This window comes from Falsiphaeobacter marinintestinus (assembly GCF_007923355.1).
Classification (GTDB): Bacteria; Pseudomonadota; Alphaproteobacteria; order Rhodobacterales; family Rhodobacteraceae; genus Phaeobacter_A; species Phaeobacter_A marinintestinus.
Genome location: NZ_VOGO01000007.1, coordinates 1 through 25,191, shown reverse-complemented (window position 1 = coordinate 25,191; position 25,191 = coordinate 1). Strand labels below are relative to the sequence as shown.

The following is a 25,191-nucleotide window of genomic DNA, read 5'->3' as shown; positions in this document are numbered from 1 at the left end:
ATGTCCTTGGGCAGGTTGTTATCCGGGAAGTTAGCCGCCCGGAGCCGGGAAGGGAATGGCCCGTTCAGGGCCTGATGTGATCTGACTGGGAGGTGTCGATGATCGCCCGCACCAAAAGGTCGATCGTATCCACGGCATTGGCGTCGGGGGCGACACTGTCAGCGATGATCGAAAACTCGGAGCACGCGACAAATTGCAGGCCTGCCCCGGCGGCCAGAAGTTCGTGCGAGGCGGCCAGCAGTGTTTCACGGGCTTGCGCGCTTTGGCTATCAACCTTGATCGCACGGATCGCGGCCAGCATGGGGGCATCTTGGGCAGGCCACACGACAGACAGCCCACGTTTGGAAAGCGCCTTTTCAAACAGAGCCGTGCGCCGCACAGCAGGCGAAGCCAGCATGCCGACACAGCCCCCGGCCCCAAGCGTTTCGGCCGCATGATCTGCCGCCAGGTCGACCATGTTCAGAAGCGGGATATCCACCGCTTGGGTGATCGCCCCCGCATAGTGATGCGCGGTGTTGCAGGGCATGGCCAACGCCACGGCGCCAGCGGCCTGAAGCCGACGCGCCATGGCGGCAAGCGTCGGCCCCGGATCAATACCGGTGCCGTCGATCAGATGCGCAATCCGCGACGGCACCTGCGAGTTCATGTCAATGAACAGCGGGATATGATCGCCGTCGTCGCGCGCCGGCACCGCCTCGACCAGCTTGCGCTGGAGGAGGATGGTTGCTTCGGGGCCCATGCCCCCAAGAATACCGATGGTGCGCGGCCTGGGCATCGTTCAGAGGTGGACCCAGCGGTTGGCATTGTCAAAAGCAAAGTCATAGCCACCCAAGGCCGCCGCCCCGCCGGTGTGCAGGAAGACGATCCGCTGATCTTTGAATTCACCCTTGCGGGCCAGATCGATCAGACCTGCGGCACCCTTGGCGGAATAGCAGGGATCAAGCAGGATGCCTTCCAGTTCGGCAAACATCTGGATCGCCTCAATTCCGCTTTGCGTCGGCAGGCCATAGCCTTCGCCAACGTAGTCGGTGTTGGCCATCACGTCTTCGCGCTTGACCACGCCCGCGCAGCCCAGTTTCTCGGCTGTTTTGCAGGCGAGATCATAAACCATCTGTTCCTGCTTGGGCTGCGGCGCGCGCGTGCCGATGCCCAGAACCGGCACAAGGGAATTCATCGCGCACATGCCTGTCACCAGCCCGGCCTGCGTGCCCGACGACCCGGTGGCATGGACAAGACGGTCGATCCGCAAACCGGCATCGTTGGCTTGCGACAACAATTCAAATGCAGCATTCACATAGCCAAGTGCGCCGGTGGGGTTCGATCCGCCGCCCGGAATGACATAAACGTTACGCCCTTCAGCGCGCTTCTTTTCGGCGGCCTTTTCCATCTCTTCGACCATGTTGTGCCCGCCGGGGAACTTTTCGGTCGTGGCGCCATGCAGGTGATCCAGCAGCACGTTGCCATTGTGGTTGTAGTTCGCATCCTGATAGCCGGTTCGATCTTCCAGCAGGATATGACAATCGACCCCCAGTTTGGCGGCAAACGCGGCAGTCTGGCGACCGTGGTTGGTCTGCGTCGCGCCCTGGGTCATCACCATGTCGGCCCCCTGAGCCTCGGCCTCGGCCATCAGGAACTCAAGCTTGCGGGTCTTGTTGCCGCCGGTCGACATGCCGGTGCAGTCGTCGCGTTTGATCCAGATCTCGCAGCCCAGTTCTTTCGACAGCCGTTTCATCGGTTCCAAGGGCGTCGGCAGGTGGGCGAGGTGCAGGCGAGGAAAACGGGCGAGATGCATGGGACGGCTCCTAATTTTGATTTCCATCAACTTACCCGCCTAAATTGCGGGTTCCAATTGCGAAATCCGGCACCTAAATTGCGGATTTTGCAAGTTATGGTGGATTGCTGTATCTGCAACCCATGCGACTGGAATGGATTGATGACATATTGGCGGTGCTTGATGGCGGCTCGCTGGCGCGGGCTGCCGAAAAACGTCTGCTGACCCAGTCGGCCTTTACGCGCCGGGTGCGGATTATCGAAGACAGTATCGGCGCCACGCTGTTTGACCGCCGCCGCAAACCGGTCACGCTGACGCCCGGGGTTCAGGCGCTTGAGCCCGAATTGCGCGACCTCAGCGCGCGACTTCACAAGCTGCGCCATAGTATGAAAACGGCCAGCGATCAGGCCGGGGCCTCCCTGAGTTTCGTCTGTCAGCACGCTTTGACCACCACCGTGTCGCCACAGGTGGTGCGGGCTTTGACGGCAGATGGTGGGGCTTCGGTGCGGGTGCGGTCGGGCAATCAGGATGAATGCCTGATGCACCTGATTTCGAAGGATGTCGATTTTGCCATCATGTACGCGCTGCCCGATGACGACGCGCCCGCGCCCGGCAAAGCCTTCGAGGCGGTGACGCTGGGCACGGATGTTCTGATCCCGGTCTCGACCCCAAACATCCGCCAAACGTCTTCGGGTCCGGTTATTCCGTCGATCAGTTACCCCGACGAGGTCTTTCTGGGGCAGGTCTTTGCCCGGATGATCAGTCCGCGACTTCCCCAGGACATCACCGTGTCGACCATTGCCGAAACGGCCCTGACACTGGCCATGCTGCAATTGGTGCTGACCGAGATCGGCATGGCGTGGCTGCCGCAATCTTTGGTTGCCGATCACCTGGCACATGGCAGGCTGGTGCGGATGGACGACGTGCTGCCAGCGCAAACCCTGATCATCAGGATGGTCCGCCTGTCAGAAGCCCGGACCGGCCACGCGGAACAGGTCTGGCATCACCTTGCCGAACATCTGCAACTTCGCGTGGCTCGCCAGGATCTGCCGGACGATACGGTTTAATTGCTCTTTTTTGGACGCACAGCGTTGTCAGCGACCGCCATTTTCAGGCAGCGGTCGCACGTGTTGAGGAGCAGGGTCTGTCCCTTAAATAGTCTGGGCTGCTTCGCCTTCTTTGCGCACACCAGAGAGGGATTGCGCGGGTGTCAGCGCCTCGGGGTCGACCTGAAGTTCGATCAGGTAGCCGTCGGGTGACGCCTGAGCGCGGGTCAGGGCGTCGGCGATCTGATCGTCGTTTGTCACCAGTTCGCCCGGAATACCAAACGACGCGGCATAGGCGACGAAATCGGGGTTGGTGAGATCGGTCGAGATCACACGGCCGGGGTGGTGTCGTTCCTGATGCATGCGGATAGTGCCGAACATGCCGTTGTTGACGACCAGAAAGATGATGGCGAGGCCATAGCGTTTGGCGGTGGCGAGCTCCTGCGCGGTCATCAGGAAACAGCCATCGCCTGCAACGCAGACCACGGTGCGGTCACGGTGCTGCAGCTTGGCGGCCACGGCGGCGGGCACGCCATAGCCCATCGACCCGCTGGTGGGGGCCAATTGCGTGCGGTAGCGGCGGTGGGCATGAAAGCGGTGCAGCCAGACGGCGTAGTTGCCCGCGCCATTGGTATAGATCGTGTCGTCCGGCAGGGTGTCGGACAGATGCCGGATGACGCGGCCCATATTGAGGTCTCCGGGGACCTCGGTCGGAATGCGATAGGCCTCGTAATCGGGGTGGAAGGTGGGGGTCCAGTTGCTGCGGTCGGCTTCTGGCACAGGCATGTCCAGCGCGGCGCGCAGGAAGTTCAGCGGCGAGGACACGATCGAGAGGTCGGGTGCATAAACATGGCCCAGTTGTTCAGGTCCGGGGTGGATGTGGACAAAGCGCATCTGCGGAACGGGCGTGTCGATCAGGGTATAGCCCTGGGTCGTCATCTCGCCAAAGCGGCTGCCGATGGTGATCAGCAGATCGACCTCGTTGCGCAGTTTGCGGGTCAGTTCGGGCAGCGCGGCGATGCCGATGACCCCGGCATAGTTCGGGTGGCCGTTGTCGACATAATCCTGACAACGGAAGGTGGTGGCGATGGGCAGGTCGAATTTCTCGGCAAGTTGTGCGGCAAGGTCTGCGGCCTCGGCGCTCCAATCCGGGCCGCCGACGACCAGCATGGGTTTCTTCGCCTCGGCCAGCATCTGTCCGAGTTGGGCCATGCTGGCGGGATCGGGCGCGCCATAGCCGACATGGGCCGGGCGGGCATCGGCGACGATGGCGGTGTCGCTGAGCGTGCCTTCGGGCAGCGCCAGAACCACCGGGCCGGGACGCCCGGACAGGGCGACGTGCCAGGCACGGGACAGGTATTCGGGGATACGGGCGACATCGTCGATCTGGGCAACCCATTTGGCCATTTCACCGAACATGCGGCGGTAATCGATTTCCTGAAACGCCTCGCGGTCCATCATCGACGTGGCGACCTGACCGATCAGCACGATCATCGGGGTGCTGTCCTGAAACGCGGTGTGCACGCCGTTTGAAGCGTTGGTGGCCCCGGGTCCGCGGGTCACCGCGCAGATGCCGGGTTTGCCGGTCAGCTTGCCAAAGGCGTCGGCCATGTTGGCCGCGCCGCCTTCGTGGCGGCAAGTGATGACCTCGATCTGGTCCTGATGGTCATAGAGCCCGTCGAGCAAGCCAAGATAGCTTTCGCCGGGGACGCAGAAGACCTTTTCCGCGCCGAGGATGGCGAGTTGATCGGCAAGGATCTTGCCACCGTGGCGGGACGTTTCGGGGTAGGAATTGGACATGGGTTCAGGTGCTCCGGATCATCCCCCACCCACCCTTATCTGGTGAGTACCATAGCTGGCCGGATCGGCCAGCAGGAAATGCATGGGGGCGGTCGAATTGGTGTGTCTGGATGGGGCGATGCGGCTAGTCGTTTCTATGCTCAAATTCGGTGCGAAGTTGTTCCATCTCGGCATCAAACGCGGCTTGTTTGGCGTTCTTGGAGCGACCGGGCTGTGCAGGTTCCGCATTCTGGTCCTGTTCATCGAGGTCACTGGAGTCTTTCAACTGACCGTCGCCTGACAACAAAACGGCAATCCAGCGCGTGGCAGGAAATTCTGCAAAGATGACCATGCTGACAACCATCATCGGAATCGCAAGAAAAGCCCCAATGCCGCCCCAGAGCGTCGCCCAGAACGTCAACGAAACCATGACCATAAATGTGCTCAGATTCAAAGACCGCCCCTGCATGGACGGCTGGATCACATTGGCGATGAACTGATCCGCACAGCCATACCCGAAGAGTACGATCAGAAAGGGAGTCAGGCTGTCAAACTGGATAATGGCCACAAGTGAAGGCAAGGCAATCGCGATAAAGGCACCGATGTTCGGGATGAACCCAGCGATGAACACAGTGAGCGCAAGGAGCGATGCGAAGTCGAGGCCAACCCAGCTGAAAATCGCGAACGCGACCACCCCGCTCATCGCGCTGGTCACGGCATTGACCCACATATACTGCTGCACGCCGTCAGAAATCCGGGTCAGAACCTTTTGGGTGCGGCGTGTTTCCTGTTCGGTTGCAGCAAGCCGGGGCAGCTTTTCAATCCAGGCGGTGCGTTCGGTCACCAGGAAAACAAGATACAGCGCAACAAGGCCAAGCAGGGACGCCGCCCCCCCCAATTGGCCCAGAGCGGCAGCCACCCATGCCCCGACATCGATATCTTTTGTGGCCTCTTGCACGGCCGCGACAATGCGAGGGCCCAAAAAGGCTTCCAGTTTTTCGCTCAGGCGCAGCAGCCGTTCCTGGTATTTTGGCAGCGCATTTTGCACGTCGTCCGCCGAGGAGGAAACGATCAGGCCCAGAACCATAAGGGTTCCGATGACGACGATGACACTGAGGAGTTGGGCCAGCCAGGCGGGTGGTGACCATCCAAAGAGATTTGTGTGTTCGATTTTTTCCACGAGTGCAGAAGACAGGATGAACAGCAATCCGGTAATTGCGAGCGGGATCAGGAAACCGCGTCCGACCCACAAGACACCAACTGAAATCGCCATGATTCCGAGTGCAAAAAACCACGTCGAAAGTGATGTCTTGGGCGGGTTTTCGATGTTCATATGCTGACACTGGTTTTGCTGTTTCAAACGGCAGTAGAAACGCCCCGATCATCTGGTGCAAGTCTTCATTGTGGGGTCGTTGAACGCAAAGCCGGGTGGGGTGACGTTCTGTTCGTTGGCCCGATCCTTTCATAAGGTGTGCGTCCGACACAAATCATAGACCATCTGCTTTGCCCCCCGACGATCCTGCGACCAGAATGATGGTCTGATTGCGTGGTTGACCTTGGCCGAGGTTGATTGATTATCTGCTGAGTGGTCCTGCCCCCTGCCCGTCTATCGGACATCATGGGGGACGCGGGCCATAGAAGATTGACGAGGACGCAATGACCCAGACCAATGACATACCTGCCTGCCCGGGCCCGGTGGCCGATACGCGCAAACCGGGGTTTGCTGTTCAGGCTTTGGCCTGTGACGTGCACACGCATGTGTTCGGGCCAGAGCGCCTTTACCCCTATTCGCCCCGGCGCGGCTATACGCCTCCCGATGCGTCACTGGCCGCGATGGAGCGGTTGCATGGGGTGTTGGGGATTGAGCGTTGCGTGCTGACTCAGCCCAGCGTGTACGGCACCGACAACCGGGCGATGATGGATGCGATGGCGACCGCCCCGGACAAGTACCGCGCGATTGTGGCGGTGGGCGGGGATGTCACCGATCGTCAGTTGCAGGACTGGCATGACGCCGGTGCGCGGGGGGTGCGGTTTAATCTGGTCGATAAGGGCGGGATGCCGTTTGACAGTTTTGATCAGGTCGTGGCGTTTTCAGAGCGGCTGGTGCCATTGGGATGGCATGTCGAATTCCTGTTGCATGTCGATGCGTTCGACGATCTGGCGCGGCAGATGGCGCGGGTCAAAACCGACGTTGTGTTTGGCCATCTGGGGTACATGAAAACGTCGCGCGGTGTTGAAAACCCGGGGTTTCAGGATTTCCTGAGCCTGCTGCGGGATGGCAAATGCTGGTCGAAGATGACCGGCGCTTACCGGGTGACCGAACGGGATGCGCCGCCCTATGACGATGTCGTGCCGTTGGCGCAGGCCATTATCGGGGCGGCGCCGGATCAGGTGTTGTGGGGATCGGACTGGCCGCATCCATGGCATTATCGCACGATGCCGAATGACGGCTATCTGCTGGATCAGATCAGCGACTGGACCGATGATCCTGACACCATCCATAAGATCCTGGTCGACAACCCGGCGCGGTTGTACGGGTTCTGACGAAATCTGGCTGGCTGGAGCGGTGTCAGGATCACCGTCCTAAACGCAAGTTTGAGCCGCTTGAATACAATTAGCATTGCCCCTAAGAGGTCGGGTGGAAACGCGAGGAGGCAAGACGGGCATGCAGAATACAATTGTGAACAGTTGGAATGAGTGGGATCCACTGAAGCATGTCATTGTCGGACGTGCCGATGACTGTCACATCCCCCCCGAAGAGCCCGCGCTGGAAGCGAAAGTGCCGGAAGACAGCGACATGCGAGGCCAGTGGGGACGCCGCCCGCAAGAGACGATCGACCGCGCCAATGAACTGCTGGATGCCTTTGCCGCCCAGCTTGAGGCGCGCGGTGTGCGCGTTGACCGGCCCACGCCGATTGACCACGCGCTGCCCGCCACGACGCCCGACTTTCACACCGAAAGCCAGTTTGGCTGCATGCCGCCGCGCGATGTATTGCTGACCGTTGGATCAGAGATGCTGGAAGCGACGATGTCATACCGCTGTCGCTGGTTCGAATATCTGAACTATCGCCCGCTGATGCAGAAGTATTTCGACGAGGATCCGAACTTTCGCCATGAAAGCGCACCCAAGCCCCGGCTGACGGACAAGGACTATCACGCGGACTATCTGAGCGACAAAATCGGTGTTGAAAAGCGCCTGCAGTGGACGGCTGAGAAGTTCTTTGTCACCACGGAAGAAGAACCGCTGTTTGATGCTGCGGATGTGCTGCGGTTTGGCCGCGATCTGGTGGTTCAGCATGGGTTCACCACGAACCTGAAGGGCATCGAATGGTTGCGCCGGCACTTCCCCGATCACCGGGTGCATACGGTCAATTTCCCGGGGGACCCCTATCCGATCCACATCGACGCAACGTTTACGCCGTTGCGCCCCGGACTGATCCTGAACAACCCGCAACGCCGCCTGCCCGACGATCAGCGCAAGATGTTCGAGGCCAATGGGTGGGACATCGTGGATGCTGCCCAGCCGGCGCATAACACGCCGCCGCCGTTGTGCTATTCTTCCACATGGCTGTCGATGAACGTGCTTGTGCTGGACCCCAAAACCGTTTGTGTCGAGAAATCGGAAGTCTATCAGGCCGAGCAGATGGACAAGCTGGGCATGAACGTTGTCGAGGTCGAATTGCGCGATGCCTATGCGTTTGGGGGCGGGCTGCATTGCTGTACAGCAGATGTGTACCGCGAAGGCGGCTGCGAGGATTATTTCCCCAACATGTAAGTCATGGAAGGGTCGCTCGGGAGGATTGGGCGCGGCTGTCTTCGGCCTGCACGACCACCCGGGGCCCGCGCAGCTTAAGCGCGCGGCACTTTGCCGGGATTTGACGTATTGTGTTAACCGCCGGATTGGAGTGATGGCCCAAGCCTGGACGTGTCATTCTGGTCACAGATCTGTGCAAAGTGTTGCCGGGCACTGCGTCGTTCGATCTGCGCATCCCTCGCGGTGAACCGTAACGGCTGCCGGTAACTCACTTGCCAACCCCGATCCAAACAGCGCGCAGATCGCGGGCGTCTCTTTGAGAGCTCAATCAGCCTTCTTGGGGAGAGCAACCAGCGGAGCTTTGCCTGAAGCGATCGGTCAGCCGGACCCTTTGTTTGGACTTAACCGAACAGCGGCTTCCGCCTGAAATTGCAATAAAACAAGCCATTTCCCTGTCACAGCCTTTGAAACCTGCGGCCTAACCCACGGGACTTGCGTCACAAATCCGTGGCGGGAAACATTACTGAGATGAGACTGGGGCAAGTGGCGGGGAGACAGGGATTCGAACCCTGGGAACGCTCTCACGTTCAACGGTTTTCAAGACCGCCGCATTCGACCACTCTGCCACCTCCCCGTTAAAATGAGGGTTTAGGGCTTGGCCGCATCACAGGCAAGTCAAAACAAGGGGAAAATTGCCTGACCTTGCGCAGCAGACTTTCATTGCAGCAACTTACGGGTTAGGATGACGGCAATTGTTGGCGGCAGGACCAGTGTCTGTTGATCAGCAAACCGAGGCAAATGACCGGAAATCCGGCAAAACGGGATACCCGACAAGACAAGGCGTCCCGCTTACAGGCAAGGGAACAGAAAATGACACGAGCAATAGTGAGATCGGCGCGCTCAGCCCGTCTGATCGCCGTCTTGGCCACCACAGGATTGCTGGCCGCTTGCGAAGAAGGGCCGAAAATGGCGTTTCTGCAACCAAAAGGCCAGACTGAGGCCTCGACCAGTTCTTCGGCCAGCACGACGCTGGTTGAACGCGACGTTGAAGCGCCGGATGTGTTCCAAGTGACCGAGTCCGGTCTGTGGGATGGTCGCCCGTCGCTGGGCGGCGTCTGGGTCGCGCATCCGGATGTGACCGAGCCCGAGCGGGTCATTATCCGCAATCCAACAAACGGCAAGTTCGTGATTGGTGCCCTGTTCCGGCGCGAACGCGATATTCCGGGCCCACGCGTGCAGGCGTCTTCGGATGCCGCCGTGGCGCTTGGCATGCTGGCCGGTGCGCCGGTTGAGCTGAACGTGACAGCACTGCGCCGCGAAGCCGTCAAGACCACTCCGCCAGAAGAAGAAAAGGTCGCGATGCTGGACGATGGCGGCGACATCAGCGAAGCCGCGCTGGACCCGATTGCCGGGGCCGCAGCCGCGATTGACGCCCCCGAACCGCAGGCCACAACCGAAGCGATTGTCGCCGCGACCGAGGCCCCCGCCCCGGTTCCGGCCAAACCGATCAGTTCGTCGCTGGACAAGCCCTATGTCCAGATCGGTATCTTCAGCGTCGAAGCAAATGCCAACCGCACAGCGGATCAGATGCGCAATGCCGGGATGATCCCGACCGTGTTCAAGGAAGACACCAACGGCAAAGCGTACTGGCGCGTTGTGGTTGGTCCGGCCAAGACCACTTCGGAACGCTCGGCCTTGCTGAAAGAGATCAAGACCACCGGGTTCTCGGACGCGTACGTGGTCAGAAACTAACAGGAGCCTTAACCGGTGCACATCTTACTTCGTTCTACCCTTGCCGTTCTTCTGCTTTGTGCATCGACTTCAACGGCCCTGGCCTTCGATACGAAGGCCAGGGCCGCCTATGTTCTGGATCAGACCACCGGGACGGTGCTGATGTCGAAGAACGCGGATGAGCCCCTGCCGCCCGCATCGATGTCAAAGCTGATGACGCTGTATGTCGCATTTGAGGCGGTCCGGGACGGTCGGCTGACACTGGATGAACGCCTGCCCGTATCGCAGCATGCGATGGATTATGGCGGGTCAACCATGTTCCTGAACACGCAGGACCGGGTCCGGGTCGAAGATCTGATCCGCGGGATCATCGTGTTGTCGGGCAATGACGCCTGCGCCGTGATCGCCGAAGCGCTGAGCCCCGATGGTACCGAAGCCGGGTTCGCCCGGTATATGACACGGCGCGCTCAGGACATGGGCATGCTGAATTCGAACTTTGCCAACTCGAACGGCTGGCCAGCCGCCGGGCATCGGATGTCGGTCAAGGATCTGGCCATTCTGGCGCAGCGTTTGATCGAAGATTTCCCCGAGTATTACCCGCTGTTCGCTGAAACCGAGTTTGCCTTTGATGGGCGCGCGCCGTCAAACACGCGCAACCGGAACCCGCTGCTGAAACTGGGCATTGGCGCGGATGGTTTGAAAACCGGCCACACCTCTGAGGCCGGATATGGTTTGGTCGGATCAGCCAAACAGGGCGACCGGCGCGTGGTTTTCGTGTTGTCGGGGCTCGACAATGCTGCCCAGCGCGCAGAGGAGGCCGAGGCCTTCGTTAACTGGTCGTTTCGCCAATTTGCCCAAAAAACCATCGCCACAGCCGGTGCGCCGATCGCCGAAGCCGAAGTCTGGATGGGGCGCGGGCGATCGGTAGGTCTGGTCACCGAAAGCGATCTTGAGATCCTTGTTCCGGTGCTGGAAAGCGACAAGATCAAGGCCGAAGTCATCTATAACGGGCCGATCAGTGCGCCGATCACCAAGGGTCAGCAACTGGGCGAACTTGTCATCAAACCCGAAGGTCTGCCCGAAATGCGCCGTCCTCTGGTTGCGGCACAGGACGTTGCGGCAGGCGGGTTTGGCGTACGCGTTAAGACCGCCGCGATGGATCTGGTTACGACGTTTCTGAACGGTCCCGAGGGGGCACTGTGACCGCCCCAGGCCGGTTCATCACATTCGAGGGCATTGACGGGTCGGGTAAATCCACGCAAGCCCGCCGTCTTGCCGAAACGCTGAAGGCGCAGGGGCTTGAGGTTGTTCTGACCCGCGAACCCGGCGGATCGCCCGGCGCGGAAGAAATCCGCCGTCTGGTGCTGGAAGGCGATCCGGATCGCTGGTCGGCTGAGACCGAGATCCTGTTGTTCACCGCCGCGCGCCGCGACCACCTGGAACGCACAATCGAACCGGCGCTGGCTGCGGGCAAGACCGTGATCTGTGACCGGTTTGCCGACAGCACCCGGATGTATCAGGGCCTGTCGCGCGGCGATCTGCGCGATCTGGTCGACAAATTGCACATACTGATGATCGGGCGCGAACCCGATCTGACTATCCTGATCGACATGGATCCCGATATCGGCCTGTCGCGTGCGTTGGGGCGGCAAGGTACCGAAGAACGCTTCGAAAGCTTCGGAGCCGACCTGCAACACCGGATGCGCGCCGGGTTTCTGGACCTGGCCGCAGCCAACCCCGACCGGTTCCGCGTGATTGACGGGGCCGCGGACATGGACGTCGTGGCCGAACGGGTGCTGGAGACAGCCAAGGCTGAACTGGTATGAGCGATGACCTCGCTGCTCCGGACCAGGCCCCGGATGCGCCACATCCGCGTGAGACAGCACGCCTGATCGGGCAGGACACGGCGGAACAGGCTTTTTTGACCGCATACGCATCAGACCGGTTGCATCATGCCTGGCTGCTGACGGGGCCGCGTGGTGTCGGCAAGGCGACTTTGGCGTGGCGGATCGCGCGGTTTCTGCTGGCGACGCCTCCGGTGGAAGAAGACGGGTTGTTCGGGGCGCCTCCCCCGCCGACCACATTGGACATCGACCCAGAGCATGCCGTTGCGCGCCACATGGCCGCCGGGGCCGAGCCGGGTTTGGCGCCGATCACCCGTTCGGTCAATGAAAAGACCGGAAAACTGCGCAACGAGATCGTCGTTGACGACATTCGCAAGCTGAACCGGTTCTTTGGTCTGTCGGCCACCGATGGCGGGCGGCGCGTGGTGATCGTGGATGCTGCGGATGAGATGAACGTGAGCGCGGCGAATGCCTTGCTGAAGATGCTGGAAGAACCCCCGGCCCGCACCACCTTGTTGCTGATTTCGCACCAGCCTTCGCGCCTGTTGCCAACAATACGCTCGCGCTGCCGCACCTTGCGTCTGTCGCCGTTGTCGCCCGAGGATATGAAGGCTGCCTTGGCGCAGGCCGGGGCCGTGCTGCCCGACCACCCGGAACGGCTGGCGGCCCTGGCTGCCGGATCGGTGGGCGATGCGCTGCGGCTGCTTAATCTGGACGGGCTTCGGATCTATGCGGAACTGATTGCCATATTGGGCACCCTGCCCCGGCTGGACCGGTCCCGCTCACTTGCGCTGGCCGAGGCGGCGGCGCAACGCAATGCCGCCGACAAGTTCGAGCTGTTGCTGACCCTGACCGACATGGCCCTGACCCGATTGGCCCGTACCGGCGCCATGGGCCAGCCGCCCCAGCCCGAAGCCGCCCCGAATGAATCCGAGGTGTTGACGCGATTGGCAGGAGATGCCCGAAAGGCGCGCATCTGGGCCGATACTGCCGCAACGATCACCGCCCGCGCCCGCCACGGGCAGGCGGTGAACCTTGACCCCGCAGCACTTGTCCTAGATACGGTTTTCAAGATCAAGGAAACCGCCGCGGGGTGACCCCCGCCGCCCGCCTCCGGGCGCAAGACCCAAGCGAAAACCGATGAGCGACAGTCAGACCCAGCCCGACATCACGGACAGCCATTGCCACCTCGACTTTCCCGATTTCGAGGGACAGTTGGACATGATCGTCGCGCGCGCGGCCACGGCGGGCGTCACCCGGATGGTGACGATCTGCACCCGGCTGAAGAACGAACCCTCCGTGCGCGCCATCGCCGAGGCGCATGACCCAGTGTTCTATGCCGCGGGCACCCACCCGATGAGCGCCGCCGAAGAACCGATGGCCACGGTCGACCAGTTGGTCGCGCTGAACGCGCATCCGAAATTCGTCGGCATTGGCGAAACCGGGCTGGATTATCATTACACGGCCGACAGCGCCGATGTGCAAAAGGCATCGCTGCGGGTCCATATCGAAGCCGCCCAAAAGACCGGCCTGCCCCTGATCATCCATGCCCGCGCCGCCGATGACGACATGGCGCGCATCCTGACCGATGAATACCGCAACGCACCCTATTCCTGCGTGATGCATTGTTTTTCCTCGTCGGCCGAACTGGCGCGCGCGGCGCTGGATCTGGGCTTTTATCTGTCGATGTCGGGCATTGCTGCCTTCCCGAAAAGCCAGGAACTGCGCGATATCTTTGCCGCCGCCCCGGTCGACCGGGTACTGGTGGAAACCGACGCGCCCTATCTGGCCCCGCCGCCCTATCGCGGCAAGCGCAACGAACCGGCCTATACCGCACATACGGCCAGGGTCGGAGCCGAGGTTTTCGGCATGGACTACGCCGATTTCGCCGCTCAGACGCAGGCCAATTTCGACCGGCTGTTCTCCAAGGCCGCCTCCTGGAGGATGGCCGCCTGATGGACCAGCTGCGCTTCACGATCCTTGGCTGCGGGTCTTCTGGCGGCGTGCCCCGACTGGGCGGGCATTGGGGCGATTGCGATCCCACGAACCCGAAGAACGCGCGCCGCCGCTGTTCGATGCTGGTCGAACGCGATGGGCCGGATGGCACGACCACGGTTCTGATCGATACCTCGCCCGACCTGCGCAGCCAGTTGCTGGATACTGAAACCGGGCGGCTGGATGGTGTGGTCTACACCCACTCACACGCGGACCATGTGCACGGGATCGACGATCTGCGCATGATCGTGTTCAACATGCGGGCCCGCGTTCCGGTCTGGGCCGATGGCGATACGCAGGATGCACTTCTTAACCGCTTTGGCTATGCGTTCGTGCAACCCGAAGGCTCGCCCTATCCCGCGATACTTGAGCTCAAGACCATCAGCGGCGCCTTCGAAATTGATGGCCCTGGCGGCCCGATCCCGTTCCGCCCGTTCCGCGTCAACCACGGCTCTATCGATTCACTGGGGTTCCGGATGGGCGGGTTGGCCTACCTCCCGGACGTCGCCGATATGTATGATGACGCCTGGGACGCGTTGCAGGACCTGGAGTGCTGGATCGTCGACGCCCTGCGCCGCACGCCGCACCCGACACATGCGCATCTGGAAAAAACGCTTGGCTGGATCGACCGGGTAAACCCGAAACGCGCGGTTCTGACCAATATGCATATCGATCTTGATTACGAAACCGTCTGCAACGAAACCGACGCGCATATCACCGCCGCTTATGACGGAATGACGCTGACCGTCCCGTTGTGAGCGGGCCTGCCCGCTTCTTCTCTTTCTAAATACTCGAATTCTGTTTTCACCACCAACGCGACATCAGCATGTTTCAGACCCTCCTGAACGTCATCCTGCCGGTCTTTCTGGTGATCGGTGCGGGCTATGCCCTGACCCGGGCCGGGTGGTTCACCGAAAACCACATAGACGGGCTGATGAAATTCGCGCAGAATTTTGCAATTCCCTGCCTTTTGTTCCGCGCGATTGCGACGCTGGATCTGGAAGCCAGTTTTGAACCGGCCCTTCTGGCCAGTTTCTATACCGGCGCGTTGCTGTGCTTCATGATCGGCGTGTTTGGCGCGCGCCTTCTGTTCAAGCGCGAATGGGAAGACTGCGTTGCCATCGGGTTTTGCTGCATGTTTTCCAACACCGTCTTGCTGGGCCTGCCGATCACCGAGCGCGCCTATGGGCCCGACAACCTGACCGGCAACTTTGCTATCATCGCGTTCCATTCGCCGTTTTGCTATGGCATCGGCATCACCGTGATGGAGTTCGTGCGCAACCGGGGCCGCAGCAGCCGCCATGTGATGGGATCCGTCCTGACGGCGATGTTCAAGAACACGCTGATCCTTGGCATCGGCCTTGGGTTCATCGTGAACCTGTCGGGCATCGCCATCCCCGAAGCGGCAGATCATGCCTTGTCGATTGTCATCCGCTCGGCCCTGCCCGTCGCGTTGTTCGCGCTGGGGGGCGTGTTGATGCAATACCGTCCCGAGGGCGATTTGCGCGCAATTGCCTTTGTTTGTGGCGTGACGCTTCTGGTGCACCCGACCCTTGTCTGGATCTTCGGCAAATCCTTTGGCCTGCAGCAGGATCTGTTCCGCTCGGCCGTGCTGAATGCCTCGATGGCACCGGGGATGAACGTCTATATCTTCGCCAACATGTATGGGCACGCCAAACGCGTGGCGGCATCCTCGGTTTTGCTGGCCACTGGTGCTTCGATCCTGACCGTGTGGATGTGGCTTTATCTGCTGGGCTGACCCGGTCAGAAGCCCGCCACGCGTTCTGCCAGCCAATAGGTCGATACGATCCCGATGCCATACCCCAGCATCACGGTGCCCGGGGCGCCGGGACCGCGCAGCACATCCACCATGCGCGGCCAGATCCAGCGCAAAATGCCGTACAAAGCCAGCACACCGAAGACAAACGTCAGTTGCCCCGCTTCCACCCCGACGTTGAACGCCAGAAGCGCAAGCGGAATGTCCCCTTGGGGCAAGCCGATCTCGGTCAGCGCGCCAGCAAAGCCCAACCCGTGCAACAGGCCAAAGGCGAAGGACACGATCCACGGGAACCGCGCCGTCAGTTGATCACCCGATGTTCCGCCGCGCAGGATTTCGACGGCCAGCAGCACGATAGACAGCGCAATCGCGGCTTCGACCGGTGGAGATGGCACGACAAGCACCCCCATAGTTGCCAAAGCCAGTGTCAGGCTATGCGCCAGGGTAAAGGCCGTGATGGCACCGGCCAGCCGCCCCGGGCTGCGGATCAGCACCAGCAGCGCAAAGACGAACAACAGATGGTCCCAGCCTTCGAGGATATGTTCAAACCCCAGCGCGACATAGCTTTGGAACACGGCCCAGCCGCTCATCTCGGCAGGGATATCAAAGGACGGATTGTCAGGTGTGACGCGCGCCGTCAGGTCGGTTCCGTCGGCCAGCGTCACCCGGATCAGGGCGTCGGTGCGCGTTGCTTCAAGCCCGGCGATTGTGATCTGCCCGCCCGCCAGCCCGTCCGGACATGTCGCAAGCCACTGGGTCACAAAGGCTTGCCCGTCGAATGTCGATTCGGCCTCGGCCCGGTCAGGGGTGCAGCTGTCTGGCAGCCGCGCATCAATCTCCATCGGAGCGCCGGACACAGCCGGTTTGCGCCAGAACACGCGCCATGTGTCGCCATTGAGCGGCTGTACCTGCAGATACCCGGGATCAAGCGCATGGGCACCGGCCATGATCGGTGTGATCGCCAGCAGCGCCCAACAGGCCAGCCATAGGATCAGCCGCTTCATTGTGTCAGAATCCGGGTCAGCGCGGCATCATCCGGGCGCTGGATGTCATACCCCTGCATCAGGGCCTTCACTTGTGCCTCGGCCAGATCCTTGGCCTGGGTCTGTTTCCACTCCAACGCAACCTTGTCGCGGATTTCAGACAACTCGGGCACCCGCGCCTCAACCCGTTCGGTCACCCGCACCAGATGCTGCCCATAGCCCGAGACCACAGGGCCGGACCAGATGCCGGTTTCCGCCACGCGCAGCCCGTCAGAAAACCCGCGCCCGAACATGCCATCCGTCTGTTGCAGCGGCGTCAGGGGCAAAGCTGCCGGTAATAGCGTGCGCTGCCCCACCTCAATGGGCGAGGCCCCGCTGTTCAGGGCATCCAGCGTCGCGGCGATATCGCTGTCTGTCACGCCGTCTTCCACCAGCACCTGTTGGAAGGCAACGCTGCCCGCCTTGCGAAACCGGTCAATGTTGTCGTCCAGATAGGCCTGCAGATCGGCTTCAGTCGGCTGCATGGACTGCGCCGCCGATTCCATCAGAAACTGCATCTTCTGGCGCAAGCGATTCCGGATCACCGCGTCGTTGCGATCCAACCCCAATGCCAGAGCCTCGCGCACAAGAACTTCTTCGCGGATCTGTGCATTGATCAACCCATCAAGCTCATCCGCCGTTGGAGGTCGCCGCCAGAGCGCGCTGTATTCACCGATTACCTGTTCGACGTCCGGCTCTTCCACGATCAGCTCATTTTCAGCGGTCGCACCCGGGGTCTCATCCGCCGTCATGTTGAAGTAGACAAACAGCGCAACACCCAGCAAAGCAAAGTGAAAAACGGGTTCTTTCAGAAATGACACGGTGAGGCCCCCGGCAGTTTTGGTTGACCTTACTCTGGGAAAATCCCGCGTCAGTGGCAATGCCAAATTCGTGGCCCCAAGCGGGTCCGTCAGAGACGGGACCGCCTGCAGTCCTTGCCGTGGGCCACCGGTTTTGACTGCCGCCGGTCGCAATTCCATTCTTGGCAAAATACTCGCAATCAACGTCTTGCACCCGCCCGCATGACCGGTTAAACGACCTCTCGATTGCCCCTATAGCTCAGCTGGTAGAGCAACTGATTTGTAATCAGTAGGTCCGCGGTTCGAGTCCGTGTGGGGGCACCACTTCCTTATCCAAAATGATCCGAAGACATCCTAAAATCCCTGTGTTATATGGGTTTTACGATACTTCTTTGTCCGATGTCATCTATCTACATCTGATACGATACCCCCAGTTTGGGGGTGCTTTTGGGGGTATCGAGTTTGAATCGGAAAAGTAGCACCCCCAGCGATGCCACTGTCAGACATTCAGGTCCGCAACCTCAAACCGCGTGAAAAAGCCTACAAAGTTTCTGACTTCGAAGGGTTGTTCGTCTTGGTTAAGCCCAACGGCTCCAAGTTGTGGCAGATGAAATATCGCCTCTTCGGTAAAGAACGCCTGTTTTCGATAGGCGTCTATCCAGACGTCAGCTTGGCTCAAGCACGTAAAGCTAAAGAGGACGCAAGGGCCAAAGTCGCGGCAGAAATTGATCCCAGCGAAGCAAAGCAAACTGAAAAGCGTGTGAAGCGCGAAGAGGCTGGCCAGACATTCGAAAAGATCGGAGAGGCGTTTCTCGACAAGCAACGCAAGGAAGGCAAGACAAAGGCCACGCTTGATAAGACTGCATATCACCTCAAACTCGCAAACCAAGATTTTGGACGCCGCCCGATAACTGAGATCACTGCCCCTATGATCCTCAAGACCCTCCGCAAGGTCGAAGCCAAAGGTAATTATGAGACCGCTCACCGCCTGCGCGCCCGAATCGGGTCGGTCTTCCGCTATGCCGTTGCGAGTGGAATGGCCGAGATCGATCCAACCTATGCCCTACGCGATGCACTGATCCGTCCGACCCGCGTCCACCGTGCCGCGATCACCGACCCAAAGGCGCTGGGCAGGCTGATGAACGAGATCGACGGCTTTGACGGCCAAGCCACCACCCGCATTGCGCTGACACTGCTAGCACTGCTGGCGCAACGCCCCGGCGAGATACGCCATGCGAAATGGTCGGAGATTGATTTCGTAGCAAAGGTCTGGGCGATCCCCGCCGAGAAGATGAAGATGCGGAAAGATCATGTGGTCCCCCTGCCCGCTCAGGCGATTGCCCTGCTGGACGAGCTGCGGCGCATGAACGGCACCGGCGAGTATCTGTTTCCCTCTTTGCGCACTTGGAAACGTCCGATGTCAGAAAACACGCTGAACGCGGCGCTGCGGCGAATGGGCTATTCCGGCGAAGAAATGACGGCGCATGGATTTCGGGCGTCTTTCTCTACCTTGGCTAACGAAAGCGGGCTATGGCATCCAGATGCGATAGAGCGGGCACTGGCTCACGTGGAAAAGAACGAAGTAAGGCGGGCTTATGCCAGGGGTGACCACTGGGAAGAAAGGGTCAGGCTTGCAAAGTGGTGGGCTGGATATCTCGATGAAGTAAAGGCAACGTAAAGCGCAAAAACCAACAAGGAAGTTTTGCAGATGACCACGGGGGACGACCTAAGAGCACATATCATCAAATCCGTATTCGAACGCAGACATCAAGATTTTCGAAAGTGGGAAGAACCAAAAATCCTTAATGGTATCGGCCCGAGTCATCCCACCGTATTTGATGAATTCAACGCGAATGTTCGAGCAGCGCTGGAAACCTCTCGCGAAGCATTGAACAGGCTTTCTCTTAGCGAGTTGGAAGAAAAATATGACCATTCCGGCTGGCCAAATTCCAATGATTCACGCTTTACGGAGCAGGTTCTTAAAGGACTTGATGATCGCATTCGCAGAATGGAACCTGTCTGGTTTGCAGGGGGATTTAGTGTTTCTGGCCGAGAGGCTGACTTCAAGCATTGGACCAAAATGAAACGCTGGAGTTTGCTCGAAACTGTTGCCTTGTCGATTGGTTTTGAACCCTGTGGTGACATTTTTGACGGGATTGATGGGCGTGGGTGTCAAAAAGACGTCGTCCAGTTTTATCTGAAGCGAACTGCCCTGATTAAGGACAATTTCAATTGGGCGGCGCCCCAATGGGAAGGCAAGCAAGAGGTTGAAGCTCTTTGCAATTGGATGCGTGATATCGAGCTGGACGTCCCGGAAGGTCTACTGCTTGAAGCTGGTCAGAGGTTAGGCTGGAGGTCAAAGCAGAAAAAAAATCGAACAACTGAGAGTAAAGCCTTTGATCCGCGAGAGCGCAAAACAATGTTGCGCCTCATCATTGGCTTAGCTGTAGCTGGGTACAGATATGATCCAAGGACTACTCGTAGCTCAATCCCTAAAGAGATCCGCAACGATTTAGATCAGCTAGGCGTGAACTTGGACCTCAACACGATTCGAAAATATCTCCGCGAAGGCAGCGACTTCTTGCCCTCAGACTTCTACAGCACCGAGGCTCCGGAGACCAAGAATGAATAGGGGGGCGGCAAATTGCGTTGGTCCGCTAAACGGAAATGGTGTGTCGAAAATCCGGTGATCGCGATGCCCACAGTCGTTTTCGACGCTTGTGTCCATTTTGGCGTGAGATCGTCATTTCGGCGGGCGCGATGGATTGCAGGGTCGTGGTGGTGACCTGAGACGGATCGGACATATTTTGGCGCAATTTTCAGGGCACACGAGGCCACTTACGCCTTCATGACTGCGATCATCGCCGGTAAACATAGCGGAGGATCACTTCAGTGGGGGAAGACCAGCTCTTGGGGGCGGGCTTAGAAGAACCCCCCCGGCGAAACCGCCGAGGGTGCGAAGGGTGTTCATAACTAAACTCCTGTTTGGATTGGTTTAGTTAGATACGTGGGGAATCTCGTTTTTTTGGGGGGCTGTTCGGTTCCGGAGAAACTCGGATCATGGCCATATGTGCTTAGGAGGATGCTTGACCGCGTCTCAAAGGCAACGTTACTCATGTGATAGAGAGATTTTTTCTTCGATTGGAAATGACCGAACATGCCTCAGTATTATCAAACTGGCTATTCTCCGGAACTTTATAGAAATGGCACAATCGATGTAGCTGGCGATGCCAGAGATTTCATTCTGGAGGCCTTAGCGGGATATTTGTTCGAGCAGTCCGTTGGCCGCCACCTCCCGCTTGTCACCGCTGATGACTACATCTTCAAGTCAACGTTCAACGTTTTACTGGGTGCCGGAGCCTCCCGGACCGGCGATTACGTTGCCGAAACGGTGTCGGTCGAAGCCACCTATGATGCTCAAGCGCAGACCCTGCAATTCGACAGAGGGCGAGTGCTGGACCTGACGGAGCTTACGGCAGATGTTTTCGTCGATATCGGCATAGGTTACTTCGTGCGCAGTATCGGCACGACCGGCGCTTTGCTGGCACTGAGTACGACTGCCGCCCCCGCTTTGGTCACGGCGGTCCTTTATGGCATGTATTCATTAGGCAAGGCCATCGGCGAGGCAGGCGCCGATTTGGGGGTTACCTGGGCCACTGGAACCGCTCCGTTCAACTTGGGTCTCTCCATCAACGGCAATACGCCTGTGGAAGGTGAGGTTTGGGCCGAAGGGCTGGGTGATCTGACAGAACTCGGAGCCGTCCTGCATTTGCTGTATCAAAGCCAGTCGGAATTCCAGGAAGCTGACATTGAGGGGCCTGCAGGTGTATTCAACCGCACGAAAACCTGGGCGCGGGTGCAGGATGCGACCGTGTTGGAAGAGGTCGCGGACCTGCTAGGTGTCGCGCATTCGACGCTGATAAATGCCTCGGAAAACGAAGTGAGCAATTTCGACCATTTCGTCGCGCGTGACGGTTTGCATGATCTTTATTTCTGGATGGCCGAAAACGGAACGGTTTTTGACCCGACCATAATTCTACCTAGCTATGACCTTGACGGTGCTCTGAACCATGAAGTCTCGGCGATCCTCCGGTCAGACGGCTCGGCGAACGGTCATGAGCTTGAACTGGGTCTAGATCCGCGCGTGCGGGGGAAAACCGTGCTGGTTATCGGAGAAGGTGACAGCGGTACGATCCGGGCCAAGGCCAACGCAAAGAACGTGATCTTCGGTGGGGATGGTGAAAACACGATCTACGGATCGAACCAGGACGATTGGATATATGCGGGGCGGGGCAATGATTTCATTCACGCCGATCGCGGGTCCGACTTTATCGCAGGGGGGTTGGGTCACGACACGGTCAGTTACGCGGACTATTTCTTTGCTTCCGGCGGGCTGACCGTGAGTGTCGACCGAGGCATGACCGTCGAAGATAGCCGACGCAACACTGATACGATGGACAATGTCGAGCTTTTGGAGTTGGGCAGTGGCAACGATACGATCAAGATTGTCGGATCGACCGACTACTACCAGATTGACGCAGGCGACGGGTATGACGTTCTGGAAATCCCCGACTTCGTGAGCGATGTGAGGATCCTGGCCAATGGGGACGTCCAGCTTTCCGGTTCGAATGATGGAAGCGGGTTTCAGGTAGGTACCATCATCGAGTCAGTCGAGGAAATCCGGCTGACTGGCGCAGACACTTTTTTTCGTTTTGATCTTTCTATCGAAAATCTTGCCACAGCACCCAAGATCACTGGGGATCGGGCATTCATTCATCTCGATTTTTCAGAAAGCGAGCACTCGTTGATCTTCGGCGATGAGATCAACGGAGGTGGCGCATTTCTCGACTACTCCGGGTCAACAATCTACTCAACTGTAGGATCAAAGCATGGGGACACCTGGACAACAGGCGCGGTAGGCTGGACCAATTTCTTTGGCTATCAAGGCTCAGGATTGGGAAATGATATCGTGCAGCTTGTGGGCTCTTCCCGACAAGCCTTTCGATATGAAGGAGGCGACGATGTTGTTTCGTTGTCCAATGTACCAGCACTTGTCAATCTCCAGTTCCCGCAGACGGTAAATCTAAACGAAATTCATTGGACTGCCGTTCAGACCGGTTTCCAAGCATACCTTCATTACGACGATGGTGAACCGTCGCATTGGAATGGGGTCTGGAGTTATGAAGTACACGCAATACTGCCCGATGGGGGGTCGATCCGCTTTACGGATGGTCAATACTCAACTGAATGGGATTTTGGGTTTCCTGCGCCGACTGCGAACTTCATACCTTTCAATCTTTCGCATTCAGGTGGAATCGGGGGGACGCACTACCAGCGTGGCAGAGTGGAACTCAACGGTTTTTCAAATCCACCTACCGTTATCGTTGAAACCGCTCAGGTTGGTCCCGACTGGAATGGGCAATACGTATTAAGTACGGGACTGGCCGATGACTCAATCGAGCTGCTGTTCCCGGACGGAACAGTTAATGCCGTTATTGCCCTTGGGGGTGGGGACGACAGAATTGAGGCCGCACCGTTGGCTGGACTGATAACTATTTACGGCTATTTGGGAGATGATGTGGTTCACGCATCGACCGGCGACCTCAGATTCATTGGGTCACATGGTAACGACGAGCTTTATGCGCACCAAGGCGGGGTGCGTTTTTCGGGCGGTGCGGGTGATGATCTTATGGTCTGGGACTCTGCGAAAACCGTAGGCAACATTGTCAGCTTTACTGGCGACGCCGGGCAAGATACGCTGCGGTTGGAACTCCGCGCGTCCGACGTGACCCCAGAAAATGCCGTCGAATTGTCCCACGCATGGAATTTCCTGCTCAGCTTCAATCCCGCAACCGAATTGGGGGCCGACAACTTTGTTTCTCTGGCTGGTGGTCTGATCCTTGCTTGGGACATTGAGGTCCTCGAAGTCATCGTCGACGGCGTCGAGATCGAGCCGTTGATTGCGCGTCGCGGAACCGGAGGCGACGACATGATGTTCAACCGTCCGGGCTTTGCCGAAATCAATGCGGGTGGCGGTGATGACATCATTCACGGCAGTGGCATCGAAATCGCTGAGGAAGGCGAACCAACCGAAACCCTTAAAGGCGGGTCGGGCAATGACGTCATCTTTGGGCATGATGGTAATGACTGGCTGCAGGGTGAAGGGGGTGACGACATACTTGATGCCGGTGACGGGGATGACGTTCTGGACGGCGGCATGGGTGAGAACGATCTGTTCGGCGGTAACGGCGACGATCTGTTTTTTGGCAGTGCTGGCCAGAACAATTTTGACGGCGGCAATGGCACTGACACGGTTAGTTACGAATTGCTTCGCACGGCAGTTAGTCTGGACCTTCGCAGATCTGGCGGAGGTCAGGACACATTGCAAGACATCGAAATCTTGCAGTTGACGGACGGAAAAGATCAGGTCTGGCTGAACGATTTTGGTGCCGAGATCTATGGGTACGGAGGAAACGACACTTTGGTTGGCTCGAACCTCGATGACCGGTTTGTCGGCGGCACTGGTGACGACAGTTTGACCGGAAAGGCCGGAGACGACGCTCTTCTAGGCGGAGACGGTAATGATACGCTAACCGGGGGCGGCGGTGCCGACCTGATAGATGGTGGACAAGGCTATGACATCGCGGTGTTTCAGACGGCGGTGACACTGGTTATTGCGCAACCCAGCCTTAGTGCCGGGGAGGCGAAGGGCGATACGTTCATCGCGGTCGAGGAATTCCGAGGAAGCCGTTTTGACGATATCATGATTGGGGATCTAACCGGCAACGTGTTGCGCGGCGGTGCAGGTAATGACGATCTGTACGGTGGCGGCGGAAGTAATGTCCTGCATGGGGAAGCCGGTACTGATAATTTGTACGGTGGCATCGGGGCCGATGAATTAATTGGAGGCGAACACGACGATCTTTTGGATGGCGGACAAGGCGACGACATTCTGACTGGCGATGGCGACGTCGCTGACAATGATCGCGGCGCTGATACGTTCAGGTTCAAGAATGGATATGTGGGGCAATCGGGAGATCGTGGCATTGGCGATGATATTGTGACTGACTTCCAGCCAGGTATCGACAAACTGGACTTTGGGTCCCTGCCGGGCACAGTTTTGGATCACCTGGACGATGCAGAACAAGTTGGTAGCGACGTTCGTTTCACATTCGAAAACCCGGCCACGTTCCTACAAGTCGGTACAGTGACTTTGAAAGATATCAACCTTTCAGATCTGAGCGTGACAGACTTCATTCTTTGATCAGCCTTCTGACAAGAGCGACGAGTCCCCGACTGCAGCCCATTGAACGCCCTCTCATCGCCCGAAGCCAGCTTGAGTTCGACCTCACGCAGCAGCTTCAATACGTCTTCGTCTGAGTGTCGCTTCCTTGCCATGCCCAGTCCGCCTCTTGCGGCCAGTGTAATCGCCCAGTTCTAAGGGGGAGGGACACCGGCAATACGCACATGACTTTGGACCTTGATGCGATTCGGAAATACCTCCGCGAGGGTCAACGCTTCTTGCCCTCAGAGTTTTAAGGTACCGAGGCTACGGAGACCAAGAAGGAATAAGGCTTGTTAGAATAAGCCTAGGGTCAGGATTCATAACCAAAACATGACGACAGCGGCCAGGGCACAGGCTGACAGGAAGACCTTGGGGCATCTGTCGTAG

General features: G+C 58.9%; 19 protein-coding genes and 2 tRNA genes. 14 read left to right on the top strand and 7 right to left on the bottom strand.

Annotated elements, in window-relative coordinates:
• Positions 1 to 64: 64 nt before the first annotated feature.
• A complete protein-coding gene (gene cuyB / locus FOY56_RS15305) occupies positions 65 to 775 on the bottom strand; it encodes a cysteate racemase (protein ID WP_146346743.1) in 711 nt (236 codons plus the stop codon).
• Between the two features lie 3 nt (positions 776 to 778).
• Entirely contained in the window at positions 779 to 1,792 is a 1,014-nt protein-coding gene (cuyA, locus tag FOY56_RS15300; protein WP_146346742.1) for a D-cysteate sulfo-lyase, read from the bottom strand.
• Between the two features lie 122 nt (positions 1,793 to 1,914).
• On the opposite strand from cuyA, the gene FOY56_RS15295 reads away from it, so the two are divergent.
• Positions 1,915 to 2,838, top strand: a complete 924-nt coding sequence (locus tag FOY56_RS15295) for a LysR family transcriptional regulator (protein ID WP_146346741.1) — start codon at positions 1,915 to 1,917, stop codon at positions 2,836 to 2,838.
• An 84-nt stretch (positions 2,839 to 2,922) separates the two neighbouring features.
• Here FOY56_RS15295 and FOY56_RS15290 read toward each other — a convergent pair whose 3' ends face one another.
• Both FOY56_RS15290 and FOY56_RS15285 read right to left on the bottom strand, forming a co-directional pair.
• Positions 2,923 to 4,617, bottom strand: coding sequence for a thiamine pyrophosphate-binding protein (locus FOY56_RS15290; RefSeq protein WP_146346740.1), 1,695 nt, complete (start codon positions 4,615 to 4,617; stop codon positions 2,923 to 2,925).
• A gap of 124 nt (positions 4,618 to 4,741) precedes the next feature.
• Complete coding sequence (locus FOY56_RS15285) at positions 4,742 to 5,869, bottom strand: AI-2E family transporter (RefSeq protein WP_186766350.1); 1,128 nt, start codon at positions 5,867 to 5,869, stop codon at positions 4,742 to 4,744.
• Between the two features lie 383 nt (positions 5,870 to 6,252).
• Here FOY56_RS15285 and FOY56_RS15280 point away from each other — a divergent pair, with 383 nt between their 5' ends.
• Together FOY56_RS15280 and FOY56_RS15275 are read left to right on the top strand one after the other, a co-directional pair.
• A complete protein-coding gene (locus tag FOY56_RS15280; protein ID WP_146346738.1) occupies positions 6,253 to 7,140 on the top strand; it encodes an amidohydrolase family protein in 888 nt (295 codons plus the stop codon).
• Positions 7,141 to 7,261: 121 nt separating this feature from the next.
• On the top strand, positions 7,262 to 8,371 hold the full coding sequence (locus FOY56_RS15275; RefSeq protein WP_146346737.1) for a serine/threonine protein kinase: 1,110 nt from the start codon (positions 7,262 to 7,264) through the stop codon (positions 8,369 to 8,371).
• A gap of 523 nt (positions 8,372 to 8,894) precedes the next feature.
• Here the strand turns inward: FOY56_RS15275 and FOY56_RS15270 are convergent.
• Positions 8,895 to 8,984 (bottom strand) — tRNA-Ser (locus FOY56_RS15270).
• 236 nt (positions 8,985 to 9,220) lie between these two features.
• On the opposite strand from FOY56_RS15270, the gene FOY56_RS15265 reads away from it, so the two are divergent.
• The 7 genes from FOY56_RS15265 to FOY56_RS15235 all read left to right on the top strand — a co-directional run bounded on the left by FOY56_RS15265 (position 9,221) and on the right by FOY56_RS15235 (position 15,679).
• Positions 9,221 to 10,102: an SPOR domain-containing protein gene (locus FOY56_RS15265; protein WP_146346736.1), complete on the top strand. Its 882-nt coding sequence runs from the start codon at positions 9,221 to 9,223 to the stop codon at positions 10,100 to 10,102.
• Positions 10,103 to 10,123: 21 nt separating this feature from the next.
• On the top strand, positions 10,124 to 11,284 hold the full coding sequence (locus tag FOY56_RS15260; RefSeq protein WP_246139511.1) for a D-alanyl-D-alanine carboxypeptidase family protein: 1,161 nt from the start codon (positions 10,124 to 10,126) through the stop codon (positions 11,282 to 11,284).
• On the top strand, positions 11,281 to 11,907 hold the full coding sequence (tmk, locus tag FOY56_RS15255; protein WP_146346734.1) for a dTMP kinase: 627 nt from the start codon (positions 11,281 to 11,283) through the stop codon (positions 11,905 to 11,907). Before FOY56_RS15260 ends, tmk begins: the two co-directional genes overlap by 4 nt.
• Complete coding sequence (locus FOY56_RS15250; protein WP_146346733.1) at positions 11,904 to 13,022, top strand: DNA polymerase III subunit delta'; 1,119 nt, start codon at positions 11,904 to 11,906, stop codon at positions 13,020 to 13,022. Before tmk ends, FOY56_RS15250 begins: the two co-directional genes overlap by 4 nt.
• Positions 13,023 to 13,065: 43 nt before the next feature.
• On the top strand, positions 13,066 to 13,881 hold the full coding sequence (locus FOY56_RS15245; RefSeq protein WP_146346732.1) for a TatD family hydrolase: 816 nt from the start codon (positions 13,066 to 13,068) through the stop codon (positions 13,879 to 13,881).
• A complete protein-coding gene (locus tag FOY56_RS15240; RefSeq protein ID WP_146346731.1) occupies positions 13,881 to 14,678 on the top strand; it encodes an MBL fold metallo-hydrolase in 798 nt (265 codons plus the stop codon). Before FOY56_RS15245 ends, FOY56_RS15240 begins: the two co-directional genes overlap by 1 nt.
• Positions 14,679 to 14,746: 68 nt before the next feature.
• Entirely contained in the window at positions 14,747 to 15,679 is a 933-nt protein-coding gene (locus FOY56_RS15235; protein ID WP_146346730.1) for an AEC family transporter, read from the top strand.
• Positions 15,680 to 15,684: 5 nt separating this feature from the next.
• Here FOY56_RS15235 and FOY56_RS15230 read toward each other — a convergent pair whose 3' ends face one another.
• Together FOY56_RS15230 and FOY56_RS15225 are read right to left on the bottom strand one after the other, a co-directional pair.
• Positions 15,685 to 16,701: a HupE/UreJ family protein gene (locus tag FOY56_RS15230; RefSeq protein WP_146346729.1), complete on the bottom strand. Its 1,017-nt coding sequence runs from the start codon at positions 16,699 to 16,701 to the stop codon at positions 15,685 to 15,687.
• Positions 16,698 to 17,540 carry a peptidylprolyl isomerase gene (locus FOY56_RS15225; RefSeq protein ID WP_186766349.1) on the bottom strand — a complete coding sequence of 281 codons (843 nt, stop codon included), beginning with the start codon at positions 17,538 to 17,540 and terminating at the stop codon, positions 16,698 to 16,700. Before FOY56_RS15225 ends, FOY56_RS15230 begins: the two co-directional genes overlap by 4 nt.
• A 227-nt stretch (positions 17,541 to 17,767) precedes the next feature.
• Here FOY56_RS15225 and FOY56_RS15220 point away from each other — a divergent pair.
• The 4 genes from FOY56_RS15220 (at position 17,768) to FOY56_RS15205 (ending at position 24,783) form a co-directional block, all read left to right on the top strand.
• Positions 17,768 to 17,843: transfer RNA gene (locus tag FOY56_RS15220), tRNA-Thr, on the top strand.
• 166 nt (positions 17,844 to 18,009) lie between these two features.
• Positions 18,010 to 19,197 carry a tyrosine-type recombinase/integrase gene (locus tag FOY56_RS15215; RefSeq protein WP_146346727.1) on the top strand — a complete coding sequence of 396 codons (1,188 nt, stop codon included), beginning with the start codon at positions 18,010 to 18,012 and terminating at the stop codon, positions 19,195 to 19,197.
• A gap of 30 nt (positions 19,198 to 19,227) precedes the next feature.
• Positions 19,228 to 20,151: a hypothetical protein gene (locus tag FOY56_RS15210; protein WP_146346726.1), complete on the top strand. Its 924-nt coding sequence runs from the start codon at positions 19,228 to 19,230 to the stop codon at positions 20,149 to 20,151.
• 525 nt (positions 20,152 to 20,676) lie between these two features.
• On the top strand, positions 20,677 to 24,783 hold the full coding sequence (locus FOY56_RS15205; protein WP_146346725.1) for a calcium-binding protein: 4,107 nt from the start codon (positions 20,677 to 20,679) through the stop codon (positions 24,781 to 24,783).
• Positions 24,784 to 25,191: the final 408 nt, after the last annotated feature.

Excerpts from the sequence above, each read along its gene's own strand:
- cuyB (WP_146346743.1), bottom strand. The coding sequence starts at position 775 with ATGCCCAGGCCGCGCACCATCGGTATTCTTGGGGGCATGGGCCCCGAA.
- cuyA (WP_146346742.1), bottom strand. The coding sequence starts at position 1,792 with ATGCATCTCGCCCGTTTTCCTCGCCTGCACCTCGCCCACCTGCCGACG.
- FOY56_RS15295 (WP_146346741.1), top strand. The coding sequence starts at position 1,915 with ATGCGACTGGAATGGATTGATGACATATTGGCGGTGCTTGATGGCGGC.
- FOY56_RS15290 (WP_146346740.1), bottom strand. The coding sequence starts at position 4,617 with ATGTCCAATTCCTACCCCGAAACGTCCCGCCACGGTGGCAAGATCCTT.
- FOY56_RS15285 (WP_186766350.1), bottom strand. The coding sequence starts at position 5,869 with ATGGCGATTTCAGTTGGTGTCTTGTGGGTCGGACGCGGTTTCCTGATC.
- FOY56_RS15280 (WP_146346738.1), top strand. The coding sequence starts at position 6,253 with ATGACCCAGACCAATGACATACCTGCCTGCCCGGGCCCGGTGGCCGAT.
- FOY56_RS15275 (WP_146346737.1), top strand. The coding sequence starts at position 7,262 with ATGCAGAATACAATTGTGAACAGTTGGAATGAGTGGGATCCACTGAAG.
- FOY56_RS15265 (WP_146346736.1), top strand. The coding sequence starts at position 9,221 with ATGACACGAGCAATAGTGAGATCGGCGCGCTCAGCCCGTCTGATCGCC.
- FOY56_RS15250 (WP_146346733.1), top strand. The coding sequence starts at position 11,904 with ATGAGCGATGACCTCGCTGCTCCGGACCAGGCCCCGGATGCGCCACAT.
- FOY56_RS15245 (WP_146346732.1), top strand. The coding sequence starts at position 13,066 with ATGAGCGACAGTCAGACCCAGCCCGACATCACGGACAGCCATTGCCAC.
- FOY56_RS15240 (WP_146346731.1), top strand. The coding sequence starts at position 13,881 with ATGGACCAGCTGCGCTTCACGATCCTTGGCTGCGGGTCTTCTGGCGGC.
- FOY56_RS15235 (WP_146346730.1), top strand. The coding sequence starts at position 14,747 with ATGTTTCAGACCCTCCTGAACGTCATCCTGCCGGTCTTTCTGGTGATC.
- FOY56_RS15230 (WP_146346729.1), bottom strand. The coding sequence starts at position 16,701 with ATGAAGCGGCTGATCCTATGGCTGGCCTGTTGGGCGCTGCTGGCGATC.
- FOY56_RS15215 (WP_146346727.1), top strand. The coding sequence starts at position 18,010 with ATGCCACTGTCAGACATTCAGGTCCGCAACCTCAAACCGCGTGAAAAA.
- FOY56_RS15210 (WP_146346726.1), top strand. The coding sequence starts at position 19,228 with ATGACCACGGGGGACGACCTAAGAGCACATATCATCAAATCCGTATTC.
- FOY56_RS15205 (WP_146346725.1), top strand. The coding sequence starts at position 20,677 with ATGCCTCAGTATTATCAAACTGGCTATTCTCCGGAACTTTATAGAAAT.